Origin of the sequence: Micromonospora sp. NPDC049048 (assembly GCF_043197615.1) — a bacterium.
GTDB lineage: Bacteria > Actinomycetota > Actinomycetes > Mycobacteriales > Micromonosporaceae > Micromonospora.
This window is the reverse complement of sequence record NZ_JBICTM010000001.1, coordinates 1,115,272-1,140,686: the sequence shown is the minus strand read 5'-3', so window position 1 is coordinate 1,140,686 and position 25,415 is coordinate 1,115,272. Positions and strand designations below refer to the sequence as shown.

Here is a 25,415-nt window from a genome sequence, read left to right as displayed (position 1 = left end):
GTACCCCGAAGGGCCTTTCCGCTCGACTTGCATGTGTTAAGCACGCCGCCAGCGTTCGTCCTGAGCCAGGATCAAACTCTCCAACAAAAACTTGTCGAACAGTCATCCCGGCAACAAAAAGTGTTGCCAAAGGAATCCAAGACTGACAAACCTGTAAAGGTTCACCAGTCCGGGGTATAAACAATTTGGCACTGGCTTATCAAGCACCCTGTTGAGTTCTCAAAGAACAACCACACACCACTCGGGCGTCCCGCAATCTGGGAACCCGCTTGGGGCAACTCCTCGACCCTACTCGGCTCACTCCCCGTCGTCAGCCCACGTTCGAGGTGATCAACGAATTGCGTTCCGATTCCACGATTACGCACGCCGAATAACGGCGGTCGTTGCTGTCGTGGGAAACCGCAGACCGGCCGATCGCCACTCTGTGGCCATCCGCCCGGCTCCTGCCGGCTTCGAAACTCTACCCGGTCGGTCTCGCGATCGCAACCCCACCTTGGGGCGTCCTCGCACCACCCGAATCCTCAGCCTCGCTCGGCGTCTCCGCCACGAGCCTGATGCCCTTGTCAGCCGGTTTGTCCGGCCTTCCGCGTGCAGAGAGAAAGTTACGCGGCCCGTCCCCAGAAGGCAAATCGGCGTTCGTCGCTGTCCGAAGTGGAACTGCCGCCAGCGTCGTGAAACCCCGCCGACGCCCCGTCCGCGCCGCAGCCGCACTCCCCCAGTCCGCGGCCGGCAGGCTGCCGGGGACCTTGCGGCCGCCGTCGCTACGGCGTGACGGCGGCCGCAGAACTGCCGGTCACGCTCACCCTGCGCACCCGCCCCAAGCCCGAGCGGTCGCCCATTCGTGATGAGAACGTGGGGCCCGAAGGCGGCCCAGGCATGCCAGAGTGTCTGTCATGGCTGACCTCCCGCGTACCGAGGTGACCGTGCTCGCCGAGGACGCGCTGACGGGACTCCTGCTGCCGTTCTGGCAGCTGGTCATCGGCGCCTTCGTGGTCTTCGTCGTCCTGGTCTCGGTGACCCGGCTGGCCAAACGGGGGCGGTCCCGGATGACGACGGCGCTGCTGGTCACAGCCGCCGCGATCGCCGGCCTCGCCGTGGTGGGCGTACTGCTGCAGTAGTACGCGTCAGAGGCGACGGTTCGCCAGGCTGGGCAGCTCGGTGCGGATGGTGCGCAGCCGGTCGAGATCGAGGTCGGTGACGGCCAGCCCCGGGCCGTCGGGCACCTGGGTGAGCACGGTGCCCCACGGGTCGACCACCATGCTGCGCCCGTAGCAGGTCCGGTTCGGCTCGTGGTCGCCGGTCTGCCCCGCCGCGGCGACGAAGCACTGGTTCTCGATCGCCCGCGCGCGCAACAGCACCTCCCAGTGGTCCCGCCCGGTGTGGACCATGAAGGCGGCCGGCACCACGAGCAGTTGGGCGCCGCCGTCGACGACGAGCTGCCGGTACAGCTCCGGGAACCGGAGGTCGTAGCAGATCGACAGGCCGACGCGGAGGCCCTCGACGTCGACGACCACCGGCTGGTCGCCCGGGGCCACGGTGGCCGACTCGAGGTAGGAGACCCGGCCGGGGATCTCCACGTCGTACAGGTGGATCTTGCGATAGCTGGCGGCAAGCGTGCCGGAGCGGTCGAAGACCAGGGAGGTGTTCCAGGTGCGTTCCGGATCTGGCCCGCGCTCGTGGATCGACCCGGCGATCAACCAGATGCCCAGCCGCCGGGCGATGCCGGCGAAGAACTGACCCACCTCGCCGTCGACCGGCTCCGGCTCGGGCAGCCCCGCCGCGGGGCCGAGGTAGTCGACGAACTCCGGCAGGAGCGCCAGGTCCGCGCCGGCTGCCGCCGCGCGTTCCAGCAGGGCCTCCGCAGCCGCGAGGTTCGCCTTCCGGTCTTCGCGGGAGTTGAGCTGGCAGACGGCGACGCGCATGGAGACAGCGTACGGCCGGAGGGGCGGGTGGCGACAGCGCCGAAGTGCGCTCTCGGGATCGCCGGATCCGCCAGCGCCCCCGCCGGCGGGGGCGGACACGACGCCGCGCCCGACCTGAGCGGACGGGCGCGGCGACGGTGGATCAGGCCGACTTCTCCTCGCGGTCCCGCCGGGCGCGGCGACCGGTGAACTCGCGGGGCACGATCGTCGGGTTGACGTTCTCCAGCACCACCTCGCGGGTGATCAGCACCCGGGCGGCGTCGGGGTTGCTCGGCACCTCGTACATCACGGAGAGCAGGACCTCCTCCATGATCGCGCGCAGGCCGCGGGCGCCGGTGCCCCGCAGCATCGCCTGGTCGGCGATCGCCTCCAGTGCCGGCGGCTCGAACTCCAGCTCGACGCCGTCGAGCTCGAAGAGGCGCTGGTATTGCCGGACCAGGGCGTTGCGCGGCTCGGTGAGGATGCGCACCAGGGCGGTGCGGTCGAGGCTGCGCACGTTGGTGATCACCGGAAGCCGGCCGATGAACTCGGGGATCAGCCCGAACTTCAGCATGTCCTCCGGCATGACCTGGCTGAAGATGTCGTCGGTCGACCGCTCGGAGACCGACCGGAGCCGGGCGCCGAAGCCGGTGCCGCCGTGACCGGTGCGGGCCTCGATGATCTGATCGAGCCCGGCAAAGGCACCACCGCAGATGAACAGCACGTTGGTGGTGTCGATCTGGATGAACTCCTGGTGGGGGTGCTTGCGCCCGCCCTGCGGCGGCACGTTGGCCACCGTGCCTTCCAGCATCTTGAGCAGCGCCTGCTGGACGCCCTCGCCCGAGACGTCCCGCGTGATCGACGGGTTCTCGGACTTGCGGGCGATCTTGTCGACCTCGTCGATGTAGATGATGCCGGTCTCGGCGCGCTTGATGTCGTAGTCGGCGGCCTGGATCAGCTTGAGGAGGATGTTCTCCACGTCCTCGCCGACGTAGCCGGCCTCCGTGAGCGCGGTGGCGTCGGCGATGGCGAACGGAACGTTCAACATCCGGGCCAGGGTCTGCGCCAGGTGGGTCTTGCCGCACCCCGTCGGGCCGAGCAGCAGGATGTTGGACTTGGCCAGCTCGACGGCGTCACTGCCGGAGCCCGGCGCGCCGGCCGCCTCGGCCTGGATCCGCTTGTAGTGGTTGTAGACCGCGACGGCGAGCGCCTTCTTGGCCTGGTCCTGCCCGACGACGTAGGTGTCGAGGAACTGGCAGATCTCCATCGGCTTGGGAAGCTCTTCCCACTTCACCTCGCCGGACTCGGCCAGCTCCTCCTCGATGATCTCGTTGCAGAGATCGATGCACTCGTCGCAGATGTAGACGCCGGGGCCCGCGATGAGCTTCTTGACCTGCTTCTGCGACTTCCCGCAGAACGAGCATTTCAGTAGGTCGCCGCCGTCACCGATCCGTGCCACCTACGTTCTCCCTGCACTCGTCGGCCGGAGACCCGGCCCTCGCCTGCGGACGTGGAAGCGCCCGCCTCGTTTCACCCGCTCGTGCACCCCGCCGGCGTACCGGTGGAGCGGCACAGACCCGACGTTACCCGCTGGCGGAGGTTTCTCCGACCCCCAAATCGGGTGTGTCAGACGGTCGGCCGGGAGCGGACTCCCGGCCGACCGTGACCCGAGCTTTTCAGCTGGCGGCGTTGGCCGCCAGCAGGCCCTTCTTGCGGCTGGTGAGGATGGTGTCCACCAGCCCGTACTCCTTGGACTCCTCGGCCGTCATGATCTTGTCGCGGTCGATGTCCTTGCGGACCTTCTCGACCGGCTGGTTGCAGTGCCGGGAGAGCATCTCCTCGAGCTGCGTCCGCATCCGCAGGATCTCCCGGGCCTGGATCTCGATGTCCGAGCCCTGCCCGTAGCCGCCCTCGGTGGCCGGCTGGTGGATGATGATCCGCGAGTTCGGCAGCGCCATCCGCTTGCCGGGGGTGCCGGCGGCCAGCAGCACGGCGGCGGCGCTCGCCGCCTGGCCCAGGCAGACCGTCTGGATGTCCGGCCGGACGTACTGCATGGTGTCGTAGATCGCCGTCATGGCGGTGAACGAGCCGCCGGGCGAGTTGATGTACATGATGATGTCGCGGTCCGGGTCGGTGCCCTCGAGCGTCAGCAGCTGCGCCATCACGTCGTTGGCCGACGCGTCGTCGACCTGGACGCCGAGGAAGATGATCCGGTCCTCGAAGAGCTTGTTGTAGGGGTTCGACTCCTTCACCCCGTACGACGTGCGCTCGACGAACGACGGCAGGACGTAGCGGTTGTGCACGGCCGCGAACTGGGGCGGCAGGCTCAGGTCGGTCATCGTCAGCTCCTCAGCTCAGGGTCCCGGCGCCATCCGGAACCTGGGCGGCCCCGATGATCACCTTGTCGATGAAGCCGTAGTCCAGGGCCTCCTGGGCGGTGAACCAGCGGTCGCGGTCGGAATCCGCCTCGATCTGCGCCTGGCTCTGGCCGGTGTGGTGCGCGACCCGCTCCTGGAACATCCGCTTGGTGTAGAGCATCTGCTCCGCCTGGATGGCGATGTCGGACGCGGTGCCGCCGAGACCGCCGGAGGGCTGGTGCATCATGATCCGCGCGTGCGGCAGGGCGTAGCGCTTGCCCTTGGTGCCGGCGCACAGCAGCAGCTGACCCATGGACGCCGCCATGCCCATCGCCACGGTCGAGACGTCGTTGTCGATGAACTGCATGGTGTCGTAGATCGCCATGCCGGAGTAGACCGACCCGCCCGGCGAGTTGATCCAGAGGTTGATGTCGCGGTCCGGGTCCTCCGCGGCGAGCAGCAGGAGCTGCGCGCAGATGCGGTTGGCGACCTGGTCGGTCACCTCGCTGCCCAGGAAGATGATGCGCTCCTTGAGCAACCGGTTGTAGACCGAGTCGTCGAGGTTGCCAATGGTGTCGCCACCGCGGGCATCGATCGCCCGGAGCGGCTTCGCTTGGATGTGCATGTCGGTCATGGCAGCCCTTCGCTCTCCGTACCGTCCTACCCGACACTAACCGCTCAGCCAGATCGCAGAGCGTCGGTCCGGGCAGTGTTCGCTATCAGCGCAGCACCGCCGAGGCGTACCCGAAAAGGGAATCGGCCGCCGTCCACCGCAGGCGGCGGACGGCGGCCTCACCCGACGATCAGTGCTCGTGGTCGTGCGCGTGCTCGGCCTCGCTCTCGGCACGCAGCGCGTCGAGGGTGACCTCGTTGCCCGCCGAGTCCTTGATCTTGATGCGCTCCATGACCGAGGCCAGGGCCTTGCCCCGCCGCACGTCACCGAAGACCGCACCGGCCGCGCCCGAGCGGACCAGCTGGTCGTAGTACTGCTGCGGAGCCATCCCGGCGCGCTGGGCCCGGTGCACGATCTCGTGGCCGAACTCGTCGTCGGAGACCTGCACGTCCTCGGCGTCGGCGAGCGTGTCCAGCAGCAGCTGGACCTTGACGCCCTCGGTCGCCGCCTCGGTCAGCTCGGCGTCGATCTGCTCCTCGGTCTTCTCCTCGGCCGCCAGGTATTCCTCCAGGGAGGCGCCGATCCGCTCCAGCTGGTCGACCATGGCCTGCTTGCGGCTCTCGACCTCCTCGCGGACGATGCCCTCCGGCGCCGGCACCTCGGCGGCGGCCACCATCTGCTCCAGCGCCTTGTCGCGGGCGGCGTAGATCTGCTCGACCCGCTTGCCCCGGGTGACCCGCTCGCGCAGGTCGCCGCGCAGCTCCTCGATGGTGTCGAACTCGCTCGCCATCTGGGCGAACTCGTCGTTGAGCTCCGGCAGCTCCTTCTCCTTGACCGTGCGGACGGTCACCGCCACCTCGGCGTCGCGGCCGGCGAAGTCGCCGCCGACGAGCTGGGTGGTGAAGCTGGTGCTCTCGCCGGCGGCCAGGCCGACGACGGCCTCGTCCAGGCCCGGGAGGAGCTGCTTGCTGCCGACCTCGTGGGAGATGTTGCTGGCGGAGCCGCCCGGCACGTCCTCGCCGTCGACGGTCGCGTTCAGGTCGATCTGGACGTAGTCGCCCTCCTGGGCGGCCCGCTCGACGGTCTTCAGGGTGGCGAACCGCTCACGCAGGTTCTTCACCTGCTCGTCGATCTCGCTGTCGTCGATCTGGAGCTCGTCGACGGTCACCTCGATGGTGGCCGGGTCCGGCAGGGTGATCTCCGGGCGGACGTCGACCTCGGCGGTGAAGTTCAGCGAGTCACCGTCGTTGAACTCGGTGATCTCGACCTCGGGGCGGCCGAGCGTCTTCAGGTCATGCTCGCGCACGGCGGCGAGGATGTTCTGCGGGATGGCCTCCTGCACCGCCTCGTTGAGGACGGTGCCCCGGCCGACCCGCTGGTCGATCACGGCCGCCGGAACCTTGCCCTTGCGGAAGCCGGGCACCTGGACCTGCTGTCCGATCTCCCGGTACGCCTTCCTGAGGCTCGGCTCGAGCTCGACGAACGGCACCTCGATGGCGAGCCGCACGCGCGTCGGGCTCAGAGTCTCGACGGTGCTCTTCACAGGCGTACTCCTTGACGGATCTCGGTTTTAGTCTGGGCGTGATAAGCCCATCGAGTGTAGGTGAGCCGGCCGGACGCACCGGCAGCGGCCGGGCACCGCACGAGGGGCGACCCCGGCGACCGGCCGCGGACGACAGTCGGGGTGGCGGGATTTGAACCCACGGCCCCTCGCTCCCAAAGCGAGTGCGCTACCAAGCTGCGCCACACCCCGTGGCGACGAGCAGTCTATGCGGTCCCCGCCCGCCGGAGGTGCCGGGGCGTCGCCCAACGCGCCGAAGAGGGACCAACCGGACATCTGGCACCCCGGGAACCGCTCGCCGCTCCCCGGGACGGGATACGGCCGCGCGGGGCCGACGGGTCATTGGGTACGCTGTCGTCGCGCCGACAGCATCAGGGCGCACGCGGGCGTAGCTCAATGGCAGAGCTTCAGTCTTCCAAACTGACGGTGCGGGTTCGATTCCCGTCGCCCGCTCCACAGCTTCCGGCCCAGGTCAGCGGCGTTGTCGCCGAGCCTGGGCCGTTCTCGTTTCAGCCTTCCTTGATCTTGCGTGCCATTGGCGTGCCAGTAGCGCCGGCCGTGCCGCCCGAGGCGGGTTCTCGTGCCAGCCGCTTCGGCTTCGTGCCCTTGGTCGCCCTGCGTGCCGCCGGCTTCTCCTTGGGCGCGTTCTGTTCGGCGGCCTTGTCCTTGGTCGCCTTGTCCTTGCCGTCTGACCTCCGGCCAGGTACGACGGATCCTGGACGAGGCGGAATCCATGCTGGCTGAGTGCGCAGCCGCGTATTAACGGGGAGCGTCCAGTCAACCGGCAGACGGGCGGATTTGACCCAGGGTGCGCCACCACTCGTCGTCGACCGAGAGGTCGCCGGAGGTCAACTCCTGCTCGAATCTGAACGCGTCTACGGGTGCAGGCTCCCCGCTCATCACCTCGGTGATGAGCGCGGGCAGCCTCACCTGATGGTCGCGGACGTAGTGCCCAAGCCCTTCGGGCCAGATGAAATGACGCCCATCCGTCAGCTCCGCTGACCCGTTCCCCACGCCGCAGAGGCGACACGGTGAAAGCCCCGCCGCCGCGACCCACGCGGTTCCGGACGACAGGTAACGCGCTACCCGCTCGCTCTCGTTGGGGTCCAGGCCCTCGTCGACGAACTGTTTGACGTCCGGCCAACCCGGCTCGTCCAAACCCCACCAGTAGCCGATCAGACGGAGCGTCCTGCCATGTGCGGTCTCGACCATCCCCTAGCTTCACATTCGCTCGACGGCCGGTTGCGACCGAGGCTTGACCACCAATAGGAGCATCCCGGTCAGGACAGCGCGTAAATGTCTTCGATCTCATGCCGGCTGCCCGGCATCACCAGCACCGACGTCATGATCGGTTCGCCGGATGCCTGGTGGACGGTGATGACGACGCTCATCACCGACTCGTCGGCCGGCACGTCCAACGCCTCAGCCTCGACGTCGCTCACTTGGCGGGCGGTCATCCGCTCGGTGGCGTAGTCGGGTCGTAGGCCCTTGTGGCGGGCGATGAGGTCGAGCAGGCCGCCCGCGATCGGGTCCGGCCTGGTGATGTCGGTGCCGACCGCGATGTCCACCGGCACGAATGTTGCGACCAGGTCCACCGGCCCCGCCTCCGAGACGGTCCGGCGGCGCCGCTCGTAGACCGGCGTGCCCTCCGGGATCTTCAACTCCGCGGCGATCCGCGGTGAGGCGAGCACCGGGCCGACGTGCAGAATCTCTGTCTCCCCGGTCTCGTCCAGCTCGACCGCGTCGCGGGCGTAGTCGGGCGAGGTGCGCCCGGAGGCGGGCCGGCCGCGCACGAAGCTGCCCTTGCCCTGCTGCGACTCGATCCAGCCGTCCTGCTTGAGGATGCCCAGCGCCTTGAGCACCGTCGGGCGGGACACACCGAACTCCGTACAGAGCTGGTTCTCCGACGGCAGTGCCGCACCAGGGGCGTAGTCGCCATCCTCGATGCGCTTCCGCAGCGTGTTCAACACGCGCAGGTATTTCGGCGTCGGAATCTCGTACGCCATCGCGGGCCACCCCACCTAGGAACGCTGCATGAATATCAGCAGCTTATGAGTTGTTTGCATGACAGGACAAGCAAGGTCAGCCCTTCGGCGTCACACGCCCGACCGCTGCGGCCAGCCACCCCGACCACGACGGCGGCGCTCCCACCGACTCCGGACGAGTCGCTCCCGGCCACCGACGCGGCAGGCAGCCATACCGGCCGAACACCCGCAACGCCGTTTGACGCTGCGGGCACGGCCCCTCCTCGCCGCAGGTAGCGCAGCGCCCGTCCACGCTCGACGGGGTGTGCTGGTCAAGCCGCGCCTGTGCCGCCCGGAGCTGGTCGCGCACGGCGCTGGACAGGTAGGTACTCACCGGGCCGCCCCATCCGGCGGGAGCTTGCTCGCGCGCACCAGGATCTGCGCCTGCCGACCATGACGACCGGACGAGCCGAGTCTGAATCCCTCGACCCAGATCCACTCATCCTGCGGCGGACGGTTGGCCACCAGCCGAACCCCGGTCACCCACAATGTCACCGGCCCGTCCGACGGCAGGAGACGATCTGCTGCATCGATCGTCAGCACCGCGCCGAGTCGTACCCGAACGTCAAACACCGCGTCTCCTCATCACCGGCGCCACGTTGCGAGGCGGCGCGCTGTCGGTCGTGCGTGGCCGGATCTGTAGGCCGGCGATCTGCACGAAGACCTCCCGCCGCGCCAGCGCCTTGCCGCTCGCCGGGTCGACGGAATAGCCGGTGAGCCACACCCAGCCGTGATACGTCGGTTTGTCGCAGACCGAGGTCACCCGCAGCCACAACGCGCGGTCGCCGCCGAACTGCACCGACGCCCGACCGTCGATCAGCACCAGGTCGCCCGGCGCCGGCACACCCGGACGGCGCGGCGCTGGTTTGCGAGGCGCCGAGGCGGGCGGGCCATTAACGGGCCGTCGTTCGGGTCGCGGCCCCACACCAGCACCCACCCCGGCCAGCCTCAGCAGGTCGCCGAGCGACCGGAACCCGCGCAGTCCAGGCAGGACCGCCGGGCAAGCGAACGAGTCCGCTCCGACCCCCGCCCCATCCCCCGGATGGCGGTACGGGCGAGGGTGTACTTCCAGCCCGCGCCCGAGCAGGATTGGCAATCGGTCGATACGTTCAGCCCCGTCATGCACACAGGTTGTGGCACAAACCGCCCAGCGACCCGGAAAATCCTTCCGGGGTCGCAGCCGACCGAAGGGAGACAGTAAACCGGTGCGCGGGACAACCAACACCCTGACCATCGGCGAACGCGTCGCCTGGTACCGCCGGCGGCGCGGCCTGTCCCAGGAGGTCCTGGCCGGGCTCATCGGTCGTACCGCCGACTGGCTGGGCAAGATCGAGAACAACCGGATTGAGCTGGACCGGCTCTCCGTCATCAAGTCCCTCGCCGAAGTCTTGGACGTCTCCCTCGGCGACCTGCTCGGCGAACCCTCACTGCTCGACTGGACCGGAGACAGCGGCACCGAAACCGTGCCCGCCCTGCGCGCCGCCCTGATGAACTACCGCGCCCTCGGTCCGTTCGGCGGCGGCACAAACGCGGAGCCGCCGAGCGTCGCCGTACTCAGAAAGGAGGTTGGGACCCTCTGGGACGCCTACCAGGACTCGCGATTCGGGTACGTCACCGGCCGCCTGCCCTACCTGCTCCAGCGCGCCCAGGCCGCCGCCGACCACCACGACGGCGACGACCAGGACCAGGCCCGCCGGCTACTCGGCTTGGCATACCAGCTCGCCGCCACGCAACTCACCAAGCTCGGAGAGAGCGACCTTGCCTGGATCGCCGCCGACCGCGGCCTGGCCGCCGTCCGACCCACGGGCGACCCGCTCATCACCGGCTCCCTGTTCCGCTCCGTCGGCCACGCCCTGCACGCCACCGGCCGTTACGCCGAAGCAGTACGCCTCACCGAAGACGCCGCCGGCTACCTTGAGCCCCACCTCAAGCACGCCACACCCGCGCTGCTCTCGGTCTACGGAACCCTGTTCCTGTCCGGCTCGATGGCCGCCGCCCGATCCAACGACGACGCCACCACCCGCGCCTTCCTCGCCGCCGCCGACCACGCCGCCGGCCAGCTCGGAGCCGACGCCAACCACCTCTGGACCGCGTTCGGCCCGACCAACGTCGCCATCCACCGCGTCGCCACCGCCGCCGAGCTGGGCAACCTGCAAATCGCCATCGACCTCGGACCGCGCGTCGACACCGCCGGCCTACCGATGGAACGACGGGTACGGCACGCCCTCGAAGTCGCCCGCGCCTACAGCTCGTGGAACCGCGTTGACGACGCCCAAGCCGTGCTGCTCGACGCCGAACAGATGGCACCCGAACAGGTCCGCCACCACTTCCTCAGCCGACAACTCGCCCTGACCTGGATACGCCGACAGCGCGGCAAACCCTCGGCCGAACTGGTCGGCCTGGCCCGGCGGCTCAAGGTGCTCGACTGAACCCAGCCCATCTAGGCTGCCCTGGTGACGGCCAACGAGATGCCACCCATGGCAACCCCACGCGTCGCCGCAGGCGCCCTCTTCTTCGACGACGACGAGGGCCGTGTGCTGCTGGTACGGCCAACCTACAAAGAAACGTGGGACATCCCTGGTGGGTACGTAGAACCAGGTGAGGCACCTCGTGCCGCATGCATTCGCGAGGTCGAGGAAGAACTCGGCCTGGTTGTCCAGATAGGCCCAATGCTGGTCGTCGACTGGGCGCCAGCAAAAAATGAGGGCGACAAGTTACTTTTTATATTCGACGGCCATGTGTTGCCCCCCGCGTGCACGAAAGAAATATCCTACAGGGACGGCGAGATTGCTGCACACGAGTTTGTCAGCCTGAAAGACCTATCCGATCGGATGCCCGAACGCCTCGCGCGCCGAATTATGGCTGCGACGGAGGCCCGCCGTCGCCGGCGTCCGGCATACGCCGAGCACGGATCAATAGTCGAATAGGGCTTGACCATCGGCAGGAAGGACTCTCTCGCGCGCGCGCACCAGTGGCACACCCGCAACCTTAGCCCAACTGCGAAAATGCTTGCCATTCAACTGAGTAGTACTGTCCTTCCAATCCGCGGCGCAGGCATCCCGAAGAATCGCTCCGATCGAGAACATGTCCGCCGCCGGGTCCCGCTCCAGAACGGAAATTGCCTCACGGCCCCCTGGCAGCCTTTGCAGGCCCATTCGAACATTAACCGGGTTGACAGAACCGTCACGGACGCTACCCGGCGCTCGAACCACGACACCCTTTGGGTGCTCTTGCGCAAGACCTAGCAGCAATAGCCCTCGCGCGGCCCGCTGAGAAGCTCTACTCAAATCCTTATAACGAACTCCCGCAGAATCCAATCGCAGTAGCAGTTGAACGGACGGACCAGGCGCACCATGAAGGTGCTCTACCCGCACACTTGCCACATGCTTGCTAGCAAGCAGGCTCCCCTTACCACTATAACCTTCATGGGGAAGATAAAGGTCATTATTGCGAATGATAGAGAGGCCGGAATATTCGAACCAAAAAGCGAAAGCGCGCGCGTACGTTGCCCACGTCTTAGGCTGCGCCTCAACGGCAGGGAAGGCTTGGGAGAGTTCACGAGTAAACAGTGAAATTGAGACCCACTCGCCATGCCGCTCGGCCAGTCGCAGGAAAAGCGAGTAGGCCCGATGACGTCGCAGCGCAGAGGCTACTGTTTTACGCAGGGCACCCTCGCGGTCACCTGAGCCTAGAATCGCGTCTGCGATGCGCACGCGGTTTGCTTCGTACATCGTTACACCGAGCAATCGTAGAATGCGCGAAGAGTTGACAACGCTCGCCGGAGTTGATCCGATAGCGGCCGCGACATCAGGGACAGACATGTCTCCGCCGGATGCGACAACTTGAGCAAGCAAGGGGGCAACCGCTTGGGGATTAAGGCCAATCGTATACGAGTCCTGGATGGGAATCTGTCCGGTGTTCAAGAAGTCGCGGAAGGTATCCCAGTACGTATCGAGCTTTTCGCCTACTGCCACGATCAGCCGCCGATCAAGCAGTGACTGGATAACAGCGCCATCGTATTTCTCAGTAATCTCGGCGGCGGACACGGGGGCGAATCTTGCAACATGCCGGACAGCATCCTGCTCCACTGGCTGCAGACCCGCAAGATCGGCATCGAAGAGACTTTGAACATTCAACGCCTCACTGACGAGCTGCTCTTGGGTCTTTCCGCGCTCCTCAATCTCCCTAATCACGTGCTCTGCCAGTTTCTTGAAAAGCCATGGGAGTCCCTGCGAGTACTCGCGAAGCCGCTGCCGGAGTTCCCTCGCCAATCGCTGATCAACGCGCTTTTCGAGACGCTTGAGCAACGCCTCAATATCCTTCGCGCCCATCGGCTCGACCACAATTTGAGTGCTCGTGGCACGAATTTCGTCGCGAAGACGATAGGGGTGAGATTCCGTCCACCCCACAAGATCGGTTTTCCACGCAAACCCAACCAAGATTGGATTAGTCGCCTCTTGCACCACCATCGCAAGGTCTCGAAACTCACGCGTTATTAGCTCATCCTGAAATACGTTTTCGAACTGATCAAAGAACACAACCAGCGGCTGCGGCCTGAGCCAGGAAGTCCGATTTAGAGTAGAGACTGCACTTTGCAGACTTGCCCACGAACTGTCCGCCGGAAGGGTAAGTAGACCCTGACTTTCAGCTGCCTTAGCCGCAATTCTGAGCGCCTCCGTAACAAAGGCCGGCGAGGAAGCTGTGCGACTATCAACAACTAAGGCAGAGCCTCCAGACTCGAATACCATGCGCTGGAGTTTCAAGGCTAGCGAACTCTTACCCCAGCCCGACTGAGCGTTCAGAACGAAGGCACCCTTACCCGCTTTCAGAACGCGGTCCAGCTCGGAAACGATAGTCCGGCGGCCCACGAAGAAGTCGGGTGATGCGGGAAATTGGTACTCAAAATCGGAGGAGCTTCCGCGAACCGCAACGACGATTGGCGGTGAAGCCTCTGGCCTCCGAGGGGCAGGAACCTGCCGAGCACCAGTCAGCGAGTTCTCGGCCTCTTCTACGACAAGATCGGCACCGTATTCGGATTCGCGCAACAATTCGATTGTAGATGTTGGAACGCGGTCGCCCGCACGCTGCCCCCAAATAAATATCCGCTCGGCACGACGGGATTCATGGTCAAGGCTCTTGACACACGAATAGAGGCCTTCTTCGGCGATCAATATCGCCGGATCACTAAGGATCAGGCCCGAGGGAAGCGTAGCCGCCTCAGTTCGAACCAGTCCGCGCGAGATCAAATGACCAACTATGCGTTCAGCGTCAAAGTAGCGGAATTTCGGATCATTGCGCTCAGCCGCCTTAGCTTTTTCCGCCCCCTCCGCCACGAGACGCGGTATTGCAAACAGGAAGCCATGAGTGCTTGGCTCCTCGAAACGCTCCATCTGAAGCTTGCCGTAGAAAGAAGTCAGAGCCTGAGCTTTAACATTAGTTGAATATGCCTTCCCTTCGGCAACTGCCTTCTCCCTAGTGAGCTCATGAACCAGGGAGACGTCGAGCTCGATCCCGTCGGAGGTTACGTTAACGTTCGGCTTCCTCGGCGCTTCAAAACCAAACTCATGCAGTAATGCTGCGATGAAGGCCTCAAAAAGGTGCCCCTTAGCGTTGCCCACGGCGGACGGCGTCTCGCCCTCCGCAAGGACAAGAATTTTGTAGTCCTGTACCGCAACGCGTTCCATAACCACCCGGAGCCCCGTCCGTTTCTAGAAGCTTGCCGATTTGCTCTCTAATTGATCAAGGGCGGCGCCGGCCCGGCCCCGGCCTGCCACGTCGAGGGCAACTAGGAGCTAAAGAACTCGGGCTCCGCCCCGAACCCGGGCCCTCCTCAGAGATGCCGCCACGGATCTCCGCGCCGGGCACCACAAGGGCTGCCAGCCTCCCCGGACGGGGAGGCTGGAAGGTCTGGCGACTGCCCGACGAGAGGATCGGTTGAATTATCAAGTCAGCTACGCCCACCTCTGCACGCTTGCCCAAGCTAGAACGGCGGTTCCTCATCAAAGTTCGACGAGGTCGACGCCGGCGGGGGCGTATTCGCCCACGGGTCGTCGAAGGTCCCGCTCTTGATTGGCAATGAATTAGCCCAGTCGTCAAAAGGACCGGTGGTCGTCCTAGTGACTAGAGTGGCGACGTCGTCGTCTGTCAGGCGGCCTTCCTGCGCAAGCCTTTCAACGAACATTCGAAGAGACATGAAATCCTCAACAGACGCCCCCCGTGTCCGGCTGACCTGAACGTCCCGCTGAATGCGTTTCACAGCCTCCAAGATCTGCGCGAGTCCCTGCTCCTCAGGGTTAGCGGATGTTCGCAGATCCTGCAGCTCGATCGCAAAGGACATAGGCGTCTCGATTGGCTCGCCCTTGTGGATGCTCTCGATCGCCCGCGCGAGCGCCGCCTTTGCGTCCTCCACGCTGTCCAAGTCCCGATGATCGACGTGGATCGTCCGTAGGCCCGCAACGTCGAACGGCAGACGCTGAGCGGAATCGATCAGCTGAATGAAGGGCTTCCGCAGAACATGGCGCACAGCCAACTCGTAGTAGACGTTGGGGTTGGCGTCCGTTAGATCGGCGATCACAAGCGGATCATTTGCGATCCGGGTCAGAATGTGACTGGTGATCAAGCCGCCTTGATCCATCTCATCACCTCGGACAGCCACGTAGCCATGCCTGCCCAGCACCGGACGGATCAGGTACTTCATGATCTGATTGCTGCGACGTCTTATCTCTGAGCCGGCGGGACCGATGGGCGCGATGACGAAGCACGGCTTCGCCGGGACGTTCGTAGCCGCCCCATCCGGCGGCGTCGGCTCGCTCACGTCGTGCCCCCTATGTGCCCGATCGAAGGGTGTCTCGTGGACAACGGTGGTTATTGCCAGGTTAAGCCAACCAGGTTCCCGACCTGCTTTTCCGCAGGCCAGGGGTCTGGCAACTCCCTGGCGGGGGTAGAGGATCCGAACCTCTGTAGCTTCCGCGACGGATTTACAGCTCGGCCCTATCCGCCCGAGCAGCGTACGACAACGCGACGCCGCTAGCTAACGAGCGGCAGTCGGGTTGTTGACACGAGTTCAGCCTAGATGTTGACGATCGCAAGGTGGTCAATGTCCGTCGAGGGCTGGGCGATCGGCTGCCGCGCCGCTTCGCGGCTTGCCACCGGGTATCGGGGTTCAGGCGCGCGGAGAGCCGGCGACACGGCAAGCCGCCCCGGCCCGAAGGCCCGGGGGCGGTAAGCCGTACGCCGCTGGACAACCGCGCACCCATCGGTGCCGTGCCAGACACGTGCCAGTAGCCGGTGCCCCCGACGGTCAGCAGCGGTCATGGTCGGGCACCACGGCACCGCCCCTGGCCAGGCGTTCCGGACAGATCAGCTCAGCCGAGAACGATCTTCCAAACTGACGGTGCGAGTTCGATTCTCGTCGCCCGCTCCAGCAACATCTACAGGTCAAGGCCGGCGCCAGCCGGCGGCTGCATCAGCGGCAGTCGATCAAATCGGCCCGGCAGCCAGGCTTCCTTCCGGCCGCCTCCTGGAGCGCGCCACTGCGAACCCGCACAAGGTGGCGGTGGCATCGGAGAGCACCTACTGCCAGATGGCGACGGCTACCGGGGCGTACGCAGCTTCGGGGCCGCCATCTCGACCTGCTACGCGTGCTGCTGCAGCGGAGATGGGCAGGCGGTTGCACGCCGCGCCGCCCCCACCAACGGGCGGACGTAGCGCTCGATCGGGCCCGCGAGCCGAGCGCCAGCCTGTTCAACCCGCAAGCCGGACCAGGCGTCCCATGTGGACACGGCTTATTTCACCTACTATCGTTAAGGGCGTGCCAGACGGACCCGTACGGGTGACCGGACCCCTTCTTGCCGTCCTGAACGCCCTGCTCGCCGCAGACGACTACGAGCTGCACGGTTGGGCGATCATGAAGGCAACGGGGAAGTCCGGACCCACCATCTACAAGATCCTGGAGCGGCTCGCCGAGTCAGAGTGGGTGACCTCTCGCTGGGACGAGCACACCGAGCCCGGCAAGCCGCGCCGCCGCTACTACCAGCTCACCGGTCACGGCATCGCCAGCGCCCGGCAGCTGATCGCCCAGCGTGAGGCCAAGGCCGCCCCCGCCGCCCAGACCCGCCTCGCCTTCGGGTGGTGCCAGACTTGAGCAAGTGGGAGATGACCCTCGGCATCGTGTTCGGGCTACTTGTCAACGAGATCACTGACGTCTCGCCCTGGCTCGCGAAGAAGCTGGTCCGGTGGTCGGCCTACCGCTGGACCACCGACCCCGAGGCGGCCGGGACGTACTCCGAGGAGTGGGCGGCGATCATCGAGGAGCGGCCGGGGAAGCTGCTCAAGCTTCTGACCGCCTCGAAGTTCGCTCTCGGGGCAGCCGGCCGGGCGGTACCGAGAGCCGTGAGATCCAACTACGTCAAGGCCAGAAACGCGCTTACCCGCTTCACATCAAAGAAGATCCGGAGAAGGCGCGATCCCAGCAGGGACGCCACCGGACGCAGACACGGCAATCTCCACTCATTCAATGTCATGCTTCCAGGCGGCAGCACCACGACCAGCACCACTACTCACACCGGATTACTGAGGAGCTTTACGCTCGTCGATGTATCCGGATATTTGAAGGATGTCGGTCTACTCGAATATCCAGAAGATGAGGAGCGACCCGGACCGCTAGCGTGAAGCTGACAAGACCGCTTGTTCTTCGTACCCTCGGGCCGCCCCGCGCTGGCTTCCTTGCGGGTCCTGCTTGGTCGCCCCGGGTCTGCTGAGCCAACAAGCCGCGCCAGGGAAGACGGTCGTCGCTCTAGGGTTGCGTCGTGACCTACGACATCCATCTCGTACGGCGCAGGGCCGGCCGGACTCTGTCCGAAACGCTCGATGACATCTCGGCGACGTACGACCCGCAGGAGCCGTCGCTCATGGAGCTCGGGGTGAACGAGCGGAGCGCGTGGGAGCGGGTGACACGTAGGGCGGCCACAGAGTTGGGGCCGATCACCGTCGAGGAGTACCCGACCACGCTGGCCCTGTGGCGCGACGGACCGTCGACCTTCTACCAACTCGACTACGACGGAACGTCAGCAAGCATCGAGATCCCCTACCGGTATCCGGGAGCAGCGGCGTTGCCTGTCGCCGAGGAGGCGTACCGCCTCGCGCGGATCGTCGAGGAGGAGACCGGGCTGGAGGGCTTCGATGCCGAGGTCGGCCAGGACATCCGACAGGGAGATCCGCAGACCGCCGCGATGAAGCTGGGTGGGATCTCCCGGTGGGCAGCGGAGAACCTCTCCGTGGACGCCCCGACTGGACCCGAGCATCCGTGACGGAAGGCGCAGTTCCGACGTCCTGAGGGGCCGATAACGGCGGTCATCGGCTGAGGAACCGCGCCATGGCGTCGCGCAGCTGCCGGTTCGGGTCACGCGGCCTGAGATCAGGGGTGGAGAACGGGGCGTTGGCCATGAGCTGGGTCAAAGTCGCTGCCAGGCGCTTTCGTTCGGCTCGGAGATTCGACCACGCGGCGTCGGGCAGCCGCAGCACGTTGATGAGCAGGTCGCCCGGGTAGTAGTCGCCCTCGGCCAGGGGATCCCGCAGCAGGACCTCTACCGCGAGGGGCAGCAGGGCCGACACCCCGATCTGCTGACCGAGCATGATGCGCAGGTCTTCGACCGTGAACTCCCCCACCGGCTTGCGTCGCAGTTCGGTGCAGCGCCGGACGAGCGAGGTGCCGTCCGGGCCGGGGTCCGGCCACACGTCGCGCTCAAGCTGCTCGATGGTCGTCACGGCGGTCAGGGTAGTCAGACCACCCCGTCTCGGGGTGACTGCCGCCCATAGCCCAAGATGAACCCACCCCTCTCCCGGGCGGACTTCCACGGCCGTCCGAGATCGTCGGCCATGATCTGCAACAGGCAGGGCCTGGGCGGACATGGTGTGGTGTGACGCAGAGAATGCCGCCGCCGGACGAGGAACTGTGTTCCTTGATCACTGCCGGCGACGAGATGGCCTTCGGCTGGCTCTTCGACCGGCACTCCCGCGCGGTCTACAACCACGCATTCCGCCTGACCGGGTCGTGGACGACGGCTGAGGACGTCACCCAGGCGACCTTCCTGGTCGCGTGGCGCCGCTGCGGTGACGCTCATCTGGTGGACGGCTCGGTGCTGCCATGGCTACTGGTCGTGACCACCAACGGAGCGCGTTCGGAGTGGCGGTCGGCCCGACGATGGCTGGCGTTGTTACGCCGGTTGCCGACAGAACGACAAGCTGACGGTGATCTCGCCGATGACGTCGCCGCACGGCTGGACGATGAGCGGCGCATGCGCGGGGTCCTCGCCGTCGTACGCCGGCTCTCGCCGGCCGAGCGGGAGGCTGTGGCGCTGTGCCTGTGGTCGGGCGTCTCGTACGCCGACGCGGCGGCTGTGCTGGGAATCAGCGAGGTAGCGGTGCGCTCCCGAATCAGTCGTGCCCGTAGCCGCCTGGCCCGTCTGCTGCCCGACGAGATCAAGGAGGGGAAGCGGTGAACGAGATCGCTGAGCTGCCCGCGGAGCGGGACCTGCCCCCGGCTGCGACGCGGAGGATGCGGGCCGACCTCCTCCGTATGGCCCGCCAGCGCCCGGTCCGCCTGCCACGGCTGAGGATCGCCGTGGCCGGAGTCGCCCTGCTGGCCGTAGCCGCAGGCGTGACGGCTGTCTGGCGCGGGTCGGGTGGGCCGGAGGTCCAGGCGCTGGCAATGGGGCCGGGCGAGCTGTCACCGACGCTACGGGACGCGGCCGAGCGATGCCTGACCTGGCACGAGCGGGGACCTGAGCCGGCTGCGGGTAAGGACCCGGTGAGGTTTTCGTTGACCGACCTGGCCATGGCGACAGAGCGTGGATCCCGCGCACTGTTGCTGTTCATGAACGACGTCGGCTACGCGACGTGTGACGTGCGGGCGGCCGGACCGCGCCGGGAGCCCTCCGGCGGGCTGTCGGCCGATCGCTGGCCGCATGGCGAATGGTTACCCGGCCCCGTGCAGAGACTCCTGCTGACGTCCACCGAGCACGACGGCGGCGACGTCAGCGTCAGCGGCCGGGTCAGCGGACGCGTGAACCGACTGGTGCTCGACCACGGCGACGGCCGTACCACTGCCGCACGTCTCTCCGGCGGGGCGTTCGGCCTGATGACGACGGGTGCCCGGCTGCGGGCCGACGACCGTCCCGAGCTGATCAGCTACGACGACCGGGGAGCAGTGCTCGACAGACGCCCGCTGTTTCAGGCCGAGAACCAGCTCGACCGCTGCTACACCACGCCGTCCGGGGCCCTGATCTACGGCAGATCGGCCACGAACTGCCTGCCAGCCGAAGCGTGGCGGCGGTAGGTGTGGCGACGACGACGAACGCGTCAGGCCGAGATGCGGCCTGACGCGATCTCGGTACGCCGGTGGGGTGCTACCCGGATGCGGTCGGCTCTCTCAGCCGCAGGGAACCGCTTGGCGCAGGGCCACGGCCTGGCTGACCGCGAACGCTCCGACCTCGACGGCCACCGCGGCGACGAGCAGGGTGAAGGCACCGTCCCACGGCGGGACCGCGGCGAACGCGGCGAGCAGCGTGGCCGCGACGACGTTGGCGATGAGCACCACCATCAGCCACGGGCGGAGCCTGGGACGCCGGGCGACGCGGTGGAGCAGGAACGCCCACACGCCGACACCGACCGCGATCGCGATGGTCACCGCCGGGGGTACGGACAGCCGCTCGGACAGCGGATTCACGAAGAGGATCAGCGACAGCGCGGCCACCGCGCAGTAGATCGAGTCGAGCTGCAACGAGAGCCGTCCCGCAGGCCTTGTCCGCATGGGCCGAGACGGTACCGCAGCCGTCGCTCCGGGGCTGTTCACCTCCGTCACCGTGGTCGGGCATCCGGCGGGTCTGCCGAACCGCCGTGATCACATCCGGCGCGGGCTCCCAACGGGTGCCGCCGACGCGCCAGTGCCAGGACGACGAGCAGTGGCGGTACGGCGAGCGCGGCGTACCACCACGGCGGTGCGGCGAACGGGGACGGACGCGGCTCCGGGCCACCGTACGCAGCCCGGGCCAGCAGGTCGCCGGGCACCTCGACGTCGCTGACGCCGCCCGGGGCGGTCAGCAGCACCTGCTCACCGCCGTGAGCGGAGACCGCCGCGAGAACGGTGTGCCGCTTCGCGTGATCCGCCTCCTGCGACTGGCGCTCCACCACCGGTTCGCCGTTGCGCCAGGCGACCAGTTCCACGGCCGAGCCGCGAACCGGGGTGACGCCGTCGACCGGGCGGCCGGTGGCCGCGTCGAGGTACTCGATCCGCCACGAGCGCCGGAGCAGCTCGGCGGTGTCGGCGCACCGGGCGCAGCCGTCGTACGTCAGCAGGGCGATCCGGCGTCCGTCGGGGCTCCAGGCGCCCCGGCCCGCCAGCTGCCGCTGCTCGCCCAGCTCGACCTGCCAACGCACCCCGCCCCCGACGGGGTCGATCACCGCCAACCGTTGCCGCTCGGAGGCCTCAGCGGTCGGGTCGGCCCGGCCCGTCACGGCGAGCAGCGACCCGTCGGGGGACCAGGCCGCCCTGCTGTGGCTGGCGAACGTGCCGACCGGGATCACCCGCTCCGCCCCGCTCCAGGGATCGACGATGAGCAGGTCGTCAGGCTTCGACGGGTCGTCGAGCTGCTGGTTGTCCGGCCCGTACGCGATCACGGTGTCGTCGTTGTCCCTGGTGAACAGGACCTGCCCGCCGTGCGGGGACCAGGCCAACGGGCGCAGGCCCGGCCGGTGCGCGGGCCGTTCGTCGCCCGTCCGCAGGTCGACGAGGCTGCCGGTACCGGGGCGCAGGTACCACCTGCCGTCCGACGAGAGCAGCCCGTGCTGCTCGCCCACGCTGATCGGCAACAGCCGGTAGCCGCCGGCCCGGCCGACCACGACCCCGGTGGACTCGAAGTAACGGGTGTGCGCGGTGAAGAAGAGCACCGAGGCCGGGCCGACCGGGTGCTGCCCCACGGTCGCCTGCCACAGCCACGGATCCCGTACGCGGCTCGGGACGGCCTCGGCGGGAGCCGCGTCGGCCCGCGCGGCGAGCCAGCCGGGCGCCTGCCCGGCGACGATGACGATGGCCGCTGCGGCGATGACGGTTGCGACGGCCGATGCTCGACGCTTGGGCACGGCTCCATTAGACCGGAGCCGAGCGGGACCCGGGGACGCCGAGGCCGTCGACAAATCCGAGGGCTTCCGAGCGGCTTGTGCGCGTACCCTGCCGGGGTGGAAATTGACGTTCTTCCCACTGCGGAGTTCGCGTTCCCGGGGCCGCTGCGGGACCAACTGGTGAGTGCGATCCTGTCCGGCGCGAAGACCTCCACGTCCGGCCTCGTGCTCAGCTACGAGCGTACGGGCGAGCCGATGCCAGAGGTGGGCCAACGCTCGGCGGTGCTCGACTCGGCGGGCCGGCGGGTCGCGGTGATCGAGGTGACCGAGGTACGCGTGGTCCGGCTCGCCGACGTCGACCTGCGACACGCCCTCGACGAGGGCGAGGGGTACGGGTCGGTGGCGCAGTGGCGGGCCGGGCACGAGACGTTCTGGCACAGCGCGGAGGTACGCGAGGAACTCGGCGATCCGGGCTTCACCGTCGACGACGACACCCCGGTGCTGGTCGAGCGCTTCCGGCTGGTGCACGTCGTCTGATCCGCCGGTCAGGGCGGGATCGGCGCGGATGCGGCTGCTGCGTACGATGCGGGACCGGGCATCCCCTCGTCCCGCGGAGGTAACGGCAGATGGCAGGCCAGCACGAGGGGTACGCCCTCGGCGTCGACCTCGGCACGTCCCACACCGTCGCCGTGCTGCGTCGGCCCGACGGGCACACCCGTCCCCTGCTCGTGGACGGACAGCCGATCATCCCCTCGGGCGTGTACGCCGACGCGGACGGGCTGCTGCACGCCGGCCGGGACGCCCAGCGGCTGGCTCGTACCGACCCGGGCCGGTACGAACCGAACCCGAAGCGGCGCGTCGACGAGCCCACGGTGCTGCTGGGTGATCGCCGGTACCGGCCGGCCGAGCTGCTGGCCGCCACGCTGCACGCGGTGGCCCGGGCGGCCGTAGAGGCGGTCGGGTTCCTGCCCCCGGCGGTGCTCACCTGCCCCGCCACCTGGGACGACGCCCGACGTCAGGTGCTGGCCGACGCGCTCGCGGCGGCCGGCTGGCCGTCGGCGGCCGAACACACGCTCTCCGGTCCCACGCCGCCGGGCACCCGGCTGCTGCGGGAGCCGGTGGCCGCCGCCCGCTACTACACCCAGGTGCTGCGCCGCCCGGTGCCGGTGGGCGGGACGATCGCGGTCTTCGACTTCGGCGCCGGGACGCTGGACGTCGCGGTGCTGCGCAACGAGGGCGCCGATCCGTGGGGCGACTCCGGGTTCACGGTCGTCACGGCGGGCGGCGCCGACGACCTCGGTGGCCTGGACGTGGACGCGGCCCTGCTGGGTCGGCTCGGTGAGCTGGTCGCCGAGGCGCACCCGGCCCGGTGGGCGCGGCTGACCCACCCGGAGTCCGCGACGCAGTGGCGGGAGCGCCACGAACTCTGGGAGAACGTCCGGGGCGCCAAGGAGATGCTGTCGCGGGTCCCCGCCGCCCCGGTGGCCGTACCGGGGGTGGAGGCGGCGGTCACGCTCACCCGGGCCGACCTGGAGCGGGTGGCCGCGCCGCTGCTGGGCCGGGCGGTGACCGTGACCCGGGAGGTGATCGGCGCGGCCGGTCTCGACCCGCAGCAGCTCTCCGGCCTGTTCCTGGTCGGCGGCGCCACCCGGATGCCGATGGTGGCCCGACTGCTGCACGCCGAGCTGGGCGTCGCACCGACGGTGCTGGAGCAGCCGGAACTGCCGGTGGCCGAGGGGGCACTGACCGACCTGCCCCTGCCCCGGCGCGCCCGGACCGCCGACGCCTTCGCCGCTCCGGCGCAACACGCCGCCCCGGCGCAACCGGCCGGAGCGGCACCACCCGATCCCGCCGCCCCGACGCAACCGGCCGGGGCCGCACCACCCGATCCCGCCGCGCCGGCACCGCCCGCCGCGCCGGGCGACGGGGACGGCAACGCGCCGACGGTGCCCGCCGGCCCGACACCCACGCCGACCGCCGTCGCCGGGCCCGAGGGCGTCACGCCGGCCATGCCCGGCGGGCTGACGCCGACCATGGTCGCCGGCCCGCCGACCACGTCCGCCGCGCCGCCACCGGCCACCCTGTTCGCACCGCCGGGCGCTGTCCCGTCGCAGTCCGCACCGTGGACGCCGGCCGCCGACCCCCCGCCGGGCGCGCCGGCCGGAGGCACCGCGCCCTACGCGCCCCTGGGAGGCACCACGCCGTACGCGTCGCCGTGGGCGCCGGCGGCGGACCCGGCCTCGGGCGTACCGGCCGGAGGCGCCGCACCGTACGCGGCGCCGGGCGGGGCCTGGCCCGGCGTACCCGGCTCCGGGACGCCGGTGTCGCCGGCACCCGGCGGCCGGGGCGGACCGGGGCGCCCCCGACGCCGGGCGCTCTGGATCTCGCTGGCCGCCGTCCTCGCGCTCGCCGGCGTGGCGACCGCGGCGGTGCTGTACCTGACCCGGGACCGCTACCCCGCCCTGGAGTTCCGCACCGTCGACCTCGTCGCCCGGGTCCCCGCCGGCACGCAGCGGCCGACGGACATGTTCACGGCGGTCCTCGGCGACCGGGCCTATCTCGGGTATCCGCTCGACGACAGGCGGCTGGAGGTGGTGGCGGTCGACGCCGGCACCGGCGCGGTGAAGTGGCGGAAGCAGACCGGGGTGTCCGCCGAGCGGTGGAAGGGGATCGTCGCGGTCCCCGGCGCGGTCGCGGTCTTCGCCGACGCCATCGGCGACGACAACCCGCGGGACCTCGTGCTGCTCGACGGCGCCTCCGGCGACCAGCGGTGGCGCCGGTCGATCCTGGGCAACGACGACGTGATCTTCGGCGACGGCGTCGCGGTGCAGGTCGACCGCGCCGGGAAGCGGCTGGTCGGGCTGCGCCTCGGCGACGGCGGGGAGGCCTGGACGCTGCCCAGCCCGCGCGACGAGTACGACAACGCCCGGACCCGCGTCCACCGGGTCGGCACCGACAGGGCGCGGGGCGGCCCGGCCTTCCTCGACGGCTCCCCGCGCGATCCCTGGCGCGGGGACGTCAGCCGGATCGTGCAGGTGGGCACGGACCGGTCCGTGCGGCTGATCGACATGGGCAGCGGCCGGGTGCTCCGCAGCCGCGCCGGGGTGGCCGACCACGACGACCTGGTGGTGGCGCACGAGGACCGGCTCTACGTGGCCCGCGACGACGCCGGTTACCAGTTGCTCGCGTACGACCTGACGAGCGACGCCCAGCCGAAGGTGCTGTACACCGCCAGGGACGACAAGCGCCGGCCGGAGGCGCTGGTGCCCTGCGGCGAGCGGCGGGCGTGCCTGCTGGAGGTCGCGGGCGGCGACGACGAGACCGCCGAGGTGGTGGCGGCGACCGAGGAGAAGGTCACCACCTGGAAGGCGCCGGAGGCGGAGGTGCTGGTGCCGCTCGGCGAGCACGTGCTCGCCCGGCGGACGTCCCCGAGGTCGGCCGGCACGCTGTTCGCCCCCGACGGTCGCGCGGTGCTGTCCGACCGGGGCGGGGTGGCCGTCCGGCTCGACGCGGGCAACCTGCTGCTCTTCGCCGACCCGCCCAGCTCGGGCGAGGACGACCGCAGCGTCGCCGGGCTGTCGGTGGGCTCGGGCGAGGTGAGCGAGCTGGGCCAGCTGGAGGACGTCCGCAGCGACACCTGCTCGTGGAACACCAGCGTGGTCGTCTGCGGCGCCGGGAGGGAGCGCGGGGACGCCGGGGCGCAGTCCCCGTACGGCTTCGTGCTCTACCGCTTCGCCGAGTAGCCGACAGACCAGATCCATTTAGATGGATCTATATAGCCGATAGCCTCCTTCCAACGGCCAGGTTGCCCCGCCTCCCGGTCACGAGCCGGCGCGGGGCCGA

The 25,415-nt window shown here is 68.4% G+C and carries 24 protein-coding genes, 2 tRNA genes and 1 rRNA gene; 11 read left to right on the top strand and 16 right to left on the bottom strand.

The window, feature by feature from the left end:
- Positions 1–87: ribosomal RNA gene (locus ACGFIG_RS05380) — 16S ribosomal RNA — on the bottom strand; the annotation flags it as partial.
- An 806-nt stretch (positions 88–893) separates the two neighbouring features.
- Here ACGFIG_RS05380 and ACGFIG_RS05375 point away from each other — a divergent pair.
- Positions 894–1,118, top strand: coding sequence for a hypothetical protein (locus ACGFIG_RS05375; protein WP_392999354.1), 225 nt, complete (start codon positions 894–896; stop codon positions 1,116–1,118).
- Between the two features lie 6 nt (positions 1,119–1,124).
- On the opposite strand, the gene ACGFIG_RS05370 is transcribed toward ACGFIG_RS05375, so the two are convergent.
- From ACGFIG_RS05370 to ACGFIG_RS05345, 6 genes are all read right to left on the bottom strand, one after another.
- A complete protein-coding gene (locus ACGFIG_RS05370; RefSeq protein WP_392999352.1) occupies positions 1,125–1,922 on the bottom strand; it encodes a carbon-nitrogen hydrolase family protein in 798 nt (265 codons plus the stop codon).
- A gap of 142 nt (positions 1,923–2,064) precedes the next feature.
- Positions 2,065–3,360 carry an ATP-dependent Clp protease ATP-binding subunit ClpX gene (gene clpX, locus ACGFIG_RS05365; RefSeq protein ID WP_132239237.1) on the bottom strand — a complete coding sequence of 432 codons (1,296 nt, stop codon included), beginning with the start codon at positions 3,358–3,360 and terminating at the stop codon, positions 2,065–2,067.
- A gap of 217 nt (positions 3,361–3,577) precedes the next feature.
- Positions 3,578–4,240 (bottom strand): ATP-dependent Clp protease proteolytic subunit, encoded by a 663-nt coding sequence (locus ACGFIG_RS05360; RefSeq protein ID WP_392999350.1) that lies wholly within the window; start codon positions 4,238–4,240, stop codon positions 3,578–3,580.
- Positions 4,241–4,250: 10 nt separating this feature from the next.
- Positions 4,251–4,892 carry an ATP-dependent Clp protease proteolytic subunit gene (locus ACGFIG_RS05355; protein WP_091628855.1) on the bottom strand — a complete coding sequence of 214 codons (642 nt, stop codon included), beginning with the start codon at positions 4,890–4,892 and terminating at the stop codon, positions 4,251–4,253.
- Positions 4,893–5,061: 169 nt separating this feature from the next.
- Complete coding sequence (tig, locus tag ACGFIG_RS05350; protein WP_392999348.1) at positions 5,062–6,414, bottom strand: trigger factor; 1,353 nt, start codon at positions 6,412–6,414, stop codon at positions 5,062–5,064.
- Positions 6,415–6,550: 136 nt separating this feature from the next.
- Positions 6,551–6,624 (bottom strand) — tRNA-Pro (locus ACGFIG_RS05345).
- 190 nt (positions 6,625–6,814) lie between these two features.
- Here ACGFIG_RS05345 and ACGFIG_RS05340 point away from each other — a divergent pair.
- A tRNA-Gly gene (locus ACGFIG_RS05340) sits at positions 6,815–6,888 on the top strand.
- 321 nt (positions 6,889–7,209) lie between these two features.
- Here the strand turns inward: ACGFIG_RS05340 and ACGFIG_RS05335 are convergent.
- The 4 genes from ACGFIG_RS05335 to ACGFIG_RS05320 form a co-directional block, all read right to left on the bottom strand.
- The gene (locus ACGFIG_RS05335) at positions 7,210–7,644 is read right to left on the bottom strand and encodes a hypothetical protein (protein WP_392999346.1); all 435 of its coding nucleotides are present in this window, start codon (positions 7,642–7,644) and stop codon (positions 7,210–7,212) included.
- A 68-nt stretch (positions 7,645–7,712) separates the two neighbouring features.
- Positions 7,713–8,438, bottom strand: a complete 726-nt coding sequence (locus ACGFIG_RS05330; RefSeq protein WP_392999344.1) for a GntR family transcriptional regulator — start codon at positions 8,436–8,438, stop codon at positions 7,713–7,715.
- A gap of 348 nt (positions 8,439–8,786) precedes the next feature.
- Positions 8,787–9,029, bottom strand: coding sequence for a hypothetical protein (locus ACGFIG_RS05325; protein WP_392999342.1), 243 nt, complete (start codon positions 9,027–9,029; stop codon positions 8,787–8,789).
- Positions 9,022–9,279, bottom strand: coding sequence for a hypothetical protein (locus tag ACGFIG_RS05320; protein WP_392999340.1), 258 nt, complete (start codon positions 9,277–9,279; stop codon positions 9,022–9,024). The genes ACGFIG_RS05325 and ACGFIG_RS05320 overlap by 8 nt, the downstream gene beginning before the upstream one ends.
- A gap of 382 nt (positions 9,280–9,661) precedes the next feature.
- On the opposite strand from ACGFIG_RS05320, the gene ACGFIG_RS05315 reads away from it, so the two are divergent.
- A complete protein-coding gene (locus ACGFIG_RS05315; RefSeq protein ID WP_392999338.1) occupies positions 9,662–10,885 on the top strand; it encodes a helix-turn-helix domain-containing protein in 1,224 nt (407 codons plus the stop codon).
- A 24-nt stretch (positions 10,886–10,909) separates the two neighbouring features.
- Complete coding sequence (locus ACGFIG_RS05310) at positions 10,910–11,383, top strand: NUDIX domain-containing protein (RefSeq protein ID WP_392999336.1); 474 nt, start codon at positions 10,910–10,912, stop codon at positions 11,381–11,383.
- On the opposite strand, the gene ACGFIG_RS05305 is transcribed toward ACGFIG_RS05310, so the two are convergent.
- Both ACGFIG_RS05305 and ACGFIG_RS05300 read right to left on the bottom strand, forming a co-directional pair.
- Positions 11,369–14,146 (bottom strand): hypothetical protein, encoded by a 2,778-nt coding sequence (locus ACGFIG_RS05305; protein ID WP_392999334.1) that lies wholly within the window; start codon positions 14,144–14,146, stop codon positions 11,369–11,371. The two genes, ACGFIG_RS05310 and ACGFIG_RS05305, sit on opposite strands and share 15 nt — an antisense overlap.
- A gap of 290 nt (positions 14,147–14,436) precedes the next feature.
- Positions 14,437–15,270 (bottom strand): hypothetical protein, encoded by an 834-nt coding sequence (locus ACGFIG_RS05300; protein WP_392999332.1) that lies wholly within the window; start codon positions 15,268–15,270, stop codon positions 14,437–14,439.
- Between the two features lie 996 nt (positions 15,271–16,266).
- On the opposite strand from ACGFIG_RS05300, the gene ACGFIG_RS05295 reads away from it, so the two are divergent.
- From ACGFIG_RS05295 to ACGFIG_RS05285, 3 genes are all read left to right on the top strand, one after another.
- The gene (locus tag ACGFIG_RS05295; RefSeq protein WP_392999330.1) at positions 16,267–16,599 is read left to right on the top strand and encodes a PadR family transcriptional regulator; all 333 of its coding nucleotides are present in this window, start codon (positions 16,267–16,269) and stop codon (positions 16,597–16,599) included.
- Positions 16,596–17,126, top strand: coding sequence for a hypothetical protein (locus ACGFIG_RS05290; protein ID WP_392999328.1), 531 nt, complete (start codon positions 16,596–16,598; stop codon positions 17,124–17,126). Before ACGFIG_RS05295 ends, ACGFIG_RS05290 begins: the two co-directional genes overlap by 4 nt.
- A 137-nt stretch (positions 17,127–17,263) precedes the next feature.
- Positions 17,264–17,764 (top strand): hypothetical protein, encoded by a 501-nt coding sequence (locus ACGFIG_RS05285; protein ID WP_392999326.1) that lies wholly within the window; start codon positions 17,264–17,266, stop codon positions 17,762–17,764.
- Between the two features lie 43 nt (positions 17,765–17,807).
- Here ACGFIG_RS05285 and ACGFIG_RS05280 read toward each other — a convergent pair whose 3' ends face one another.
- Positions 17,808–18,221, bottom strand: coding sequence for a contact-dependent growth inhibition system immunity protein (locus tag ACGFIG_RS05280; RefSeq protein WP_392999325.1), 414 nt, complete (start codon positions 18,219–18,221; stop codon positions 17,808–17,810).
- Positions 18,222–18,385: 164 nt separating this feature from the next.
- Between ACGFIG_RS05280 and ACGFIG_RS05275 the strand changes: the two genes are divergently transcribed.
- Together ACGFIG_RS05275 and ACGFIG_RS05270 are read left to right on the top strand one after the other, a co-directional pair.
- A complete protein-coding gene (locus ACGFIG_RS05275) occupies positions 18,386–18,955 on the top strand; it encodes an RNA polymerase sigma factor (protein ID WP_392999323.1) in 570 nt (189 codons plus the stop codon).
- Positions 18,952–19,791 carry a hypothetical protein gene (locus tag ACGFIG_RS05270; protein ID WP_392999321.1) on the top strand — a complete coding sequence of 280 codons (840 nt, stop codon included), beginning with the start codon at positions 18,952–18,954 and terminating at the stop codon, positions 19,789–19,791. The genes ACGFIG_RS05275 and ACGFIG_RS05270 overlap by 4 nt, the downstream gene beginning before the upstream one ends.
- Positions 19,792–19,884: 93 nt before the next feature.
- Here the strand turns inward: ACGFIG_RS05270 and ACGFIG_RS05265 are convergent, their stop codons facing one another.
- Entirely contained in the window at positions 19,885–20,265 is a 381-nt protein-coding gene (locus ACGFIG_RS05265) for a hypothetical protein (protein WP_392999319.1), read from the bottom strand.
- A gap of 47 nt (positions 20,266–20,312) precedes the next feature.
- Complete coding sequence (locus ACGFIG_RS05260; RefSeq protein WP_392999317.1) at positions 20,313–21,593, bottom strand: TolB family protein; 1,281 nt, start codon at positions 21,591–21,593, stop codon at positions 20,313–20,315.
- A gap of 102 nt (positions 21,594–21,695) precedes the next feature.
- Between ACGFIG_RS05260 and ACGFIG_RS05255 the strand changes: the two genes are divergently transcribed.
- A complete protein-coding gene (locus ACGFIG_RS05255; protein ID WP_392999478.1) occupies positions 21,696–22,109 on the top strand; it encodes an ASCH domain-containing protein in 414 nt (137 codons plus the stop codon).
- Positions 22,110–22,198: 89 nt separating this feature from the next.
- A complete protein-coding gene (locus ACGFIG_RS05250) occupies positions 22,199–25,315 on the top strand; it encodes an Hsp70 family protein (protein WP_392999315.1) in 3,117 nt (1,038 codons plus the stop codon).
- Positions 25,316–25,415: the final 100 nt, after the last annotated feature.

Bases quoted from the DNA above. Each gene is read 5' to 3' on its own strand.
- ACGFIG_RS05360 (WP_392999350.1), bottom strand. From the start codon at position 4,240: ATGACCGACCTGAGCCTGCCGCCCCAGTTCGCGGCCGTGCACAACCGC.
- ACGFIG_RS05330 (WP_392999344.1), bottom strand. From the start codon at position 8,438: ATGGCGTACGAGATTCCGACGCCGAAATACCTGCGCGTGTTGAACACG.
- ACGFIG_RS05275 (WP_392999323.1), top strand. From the start codon at position 18,386: ATGCCGCCGCCGGACGAGGAACTGTGTTCCTTGATCACTGCCGGCGAC.
- ACGFIG_RS05355 (WP_091628855.1), bottom strand. From the start codon at position 4,892: ATGACCGACATGCACATCCAAGCGAAGCCGCTCCGGGCGATCGATGCC.
- ACGFIG_RS05335 (WP_392999346.1), bottom strand. From the start codon at position 7,644: ATGGTCGAGACCGCACATGGCAGGACGCTCCGTCTGATCGGCTACTGG.
- ACGFIG_RS05370 (WP_392999352.1), bottom strand. From the start codon at position 1,922: ATGCGCGTCGCCGTCTGCCAGCTCAACTCCCGCGAAGACCGGAAGGCG.
- ACGFIG_RS05250 (WP_392999315.1), top strand. From the start codon at position 22,199: ATGGCAGGCCAGCACGAGGGGTACGCCCTCGGCGTCGACCTCGGCACG.
- ACGFIG_RS05265 (WP_392999319.1), bottom strand. From the start codon at position 20,265: ATGCGGACAAGGCCTGCGGGACGGCTCTCGTTGCAGCTCGACTCGATC.
- ACGFIG_RS05375 (WP_392999354.1), top strand. From the start codon at position 894: ATGGCTGACCTCCCGCGTACCGAGGTGACCGTGCTCGCCGAGGACGCG.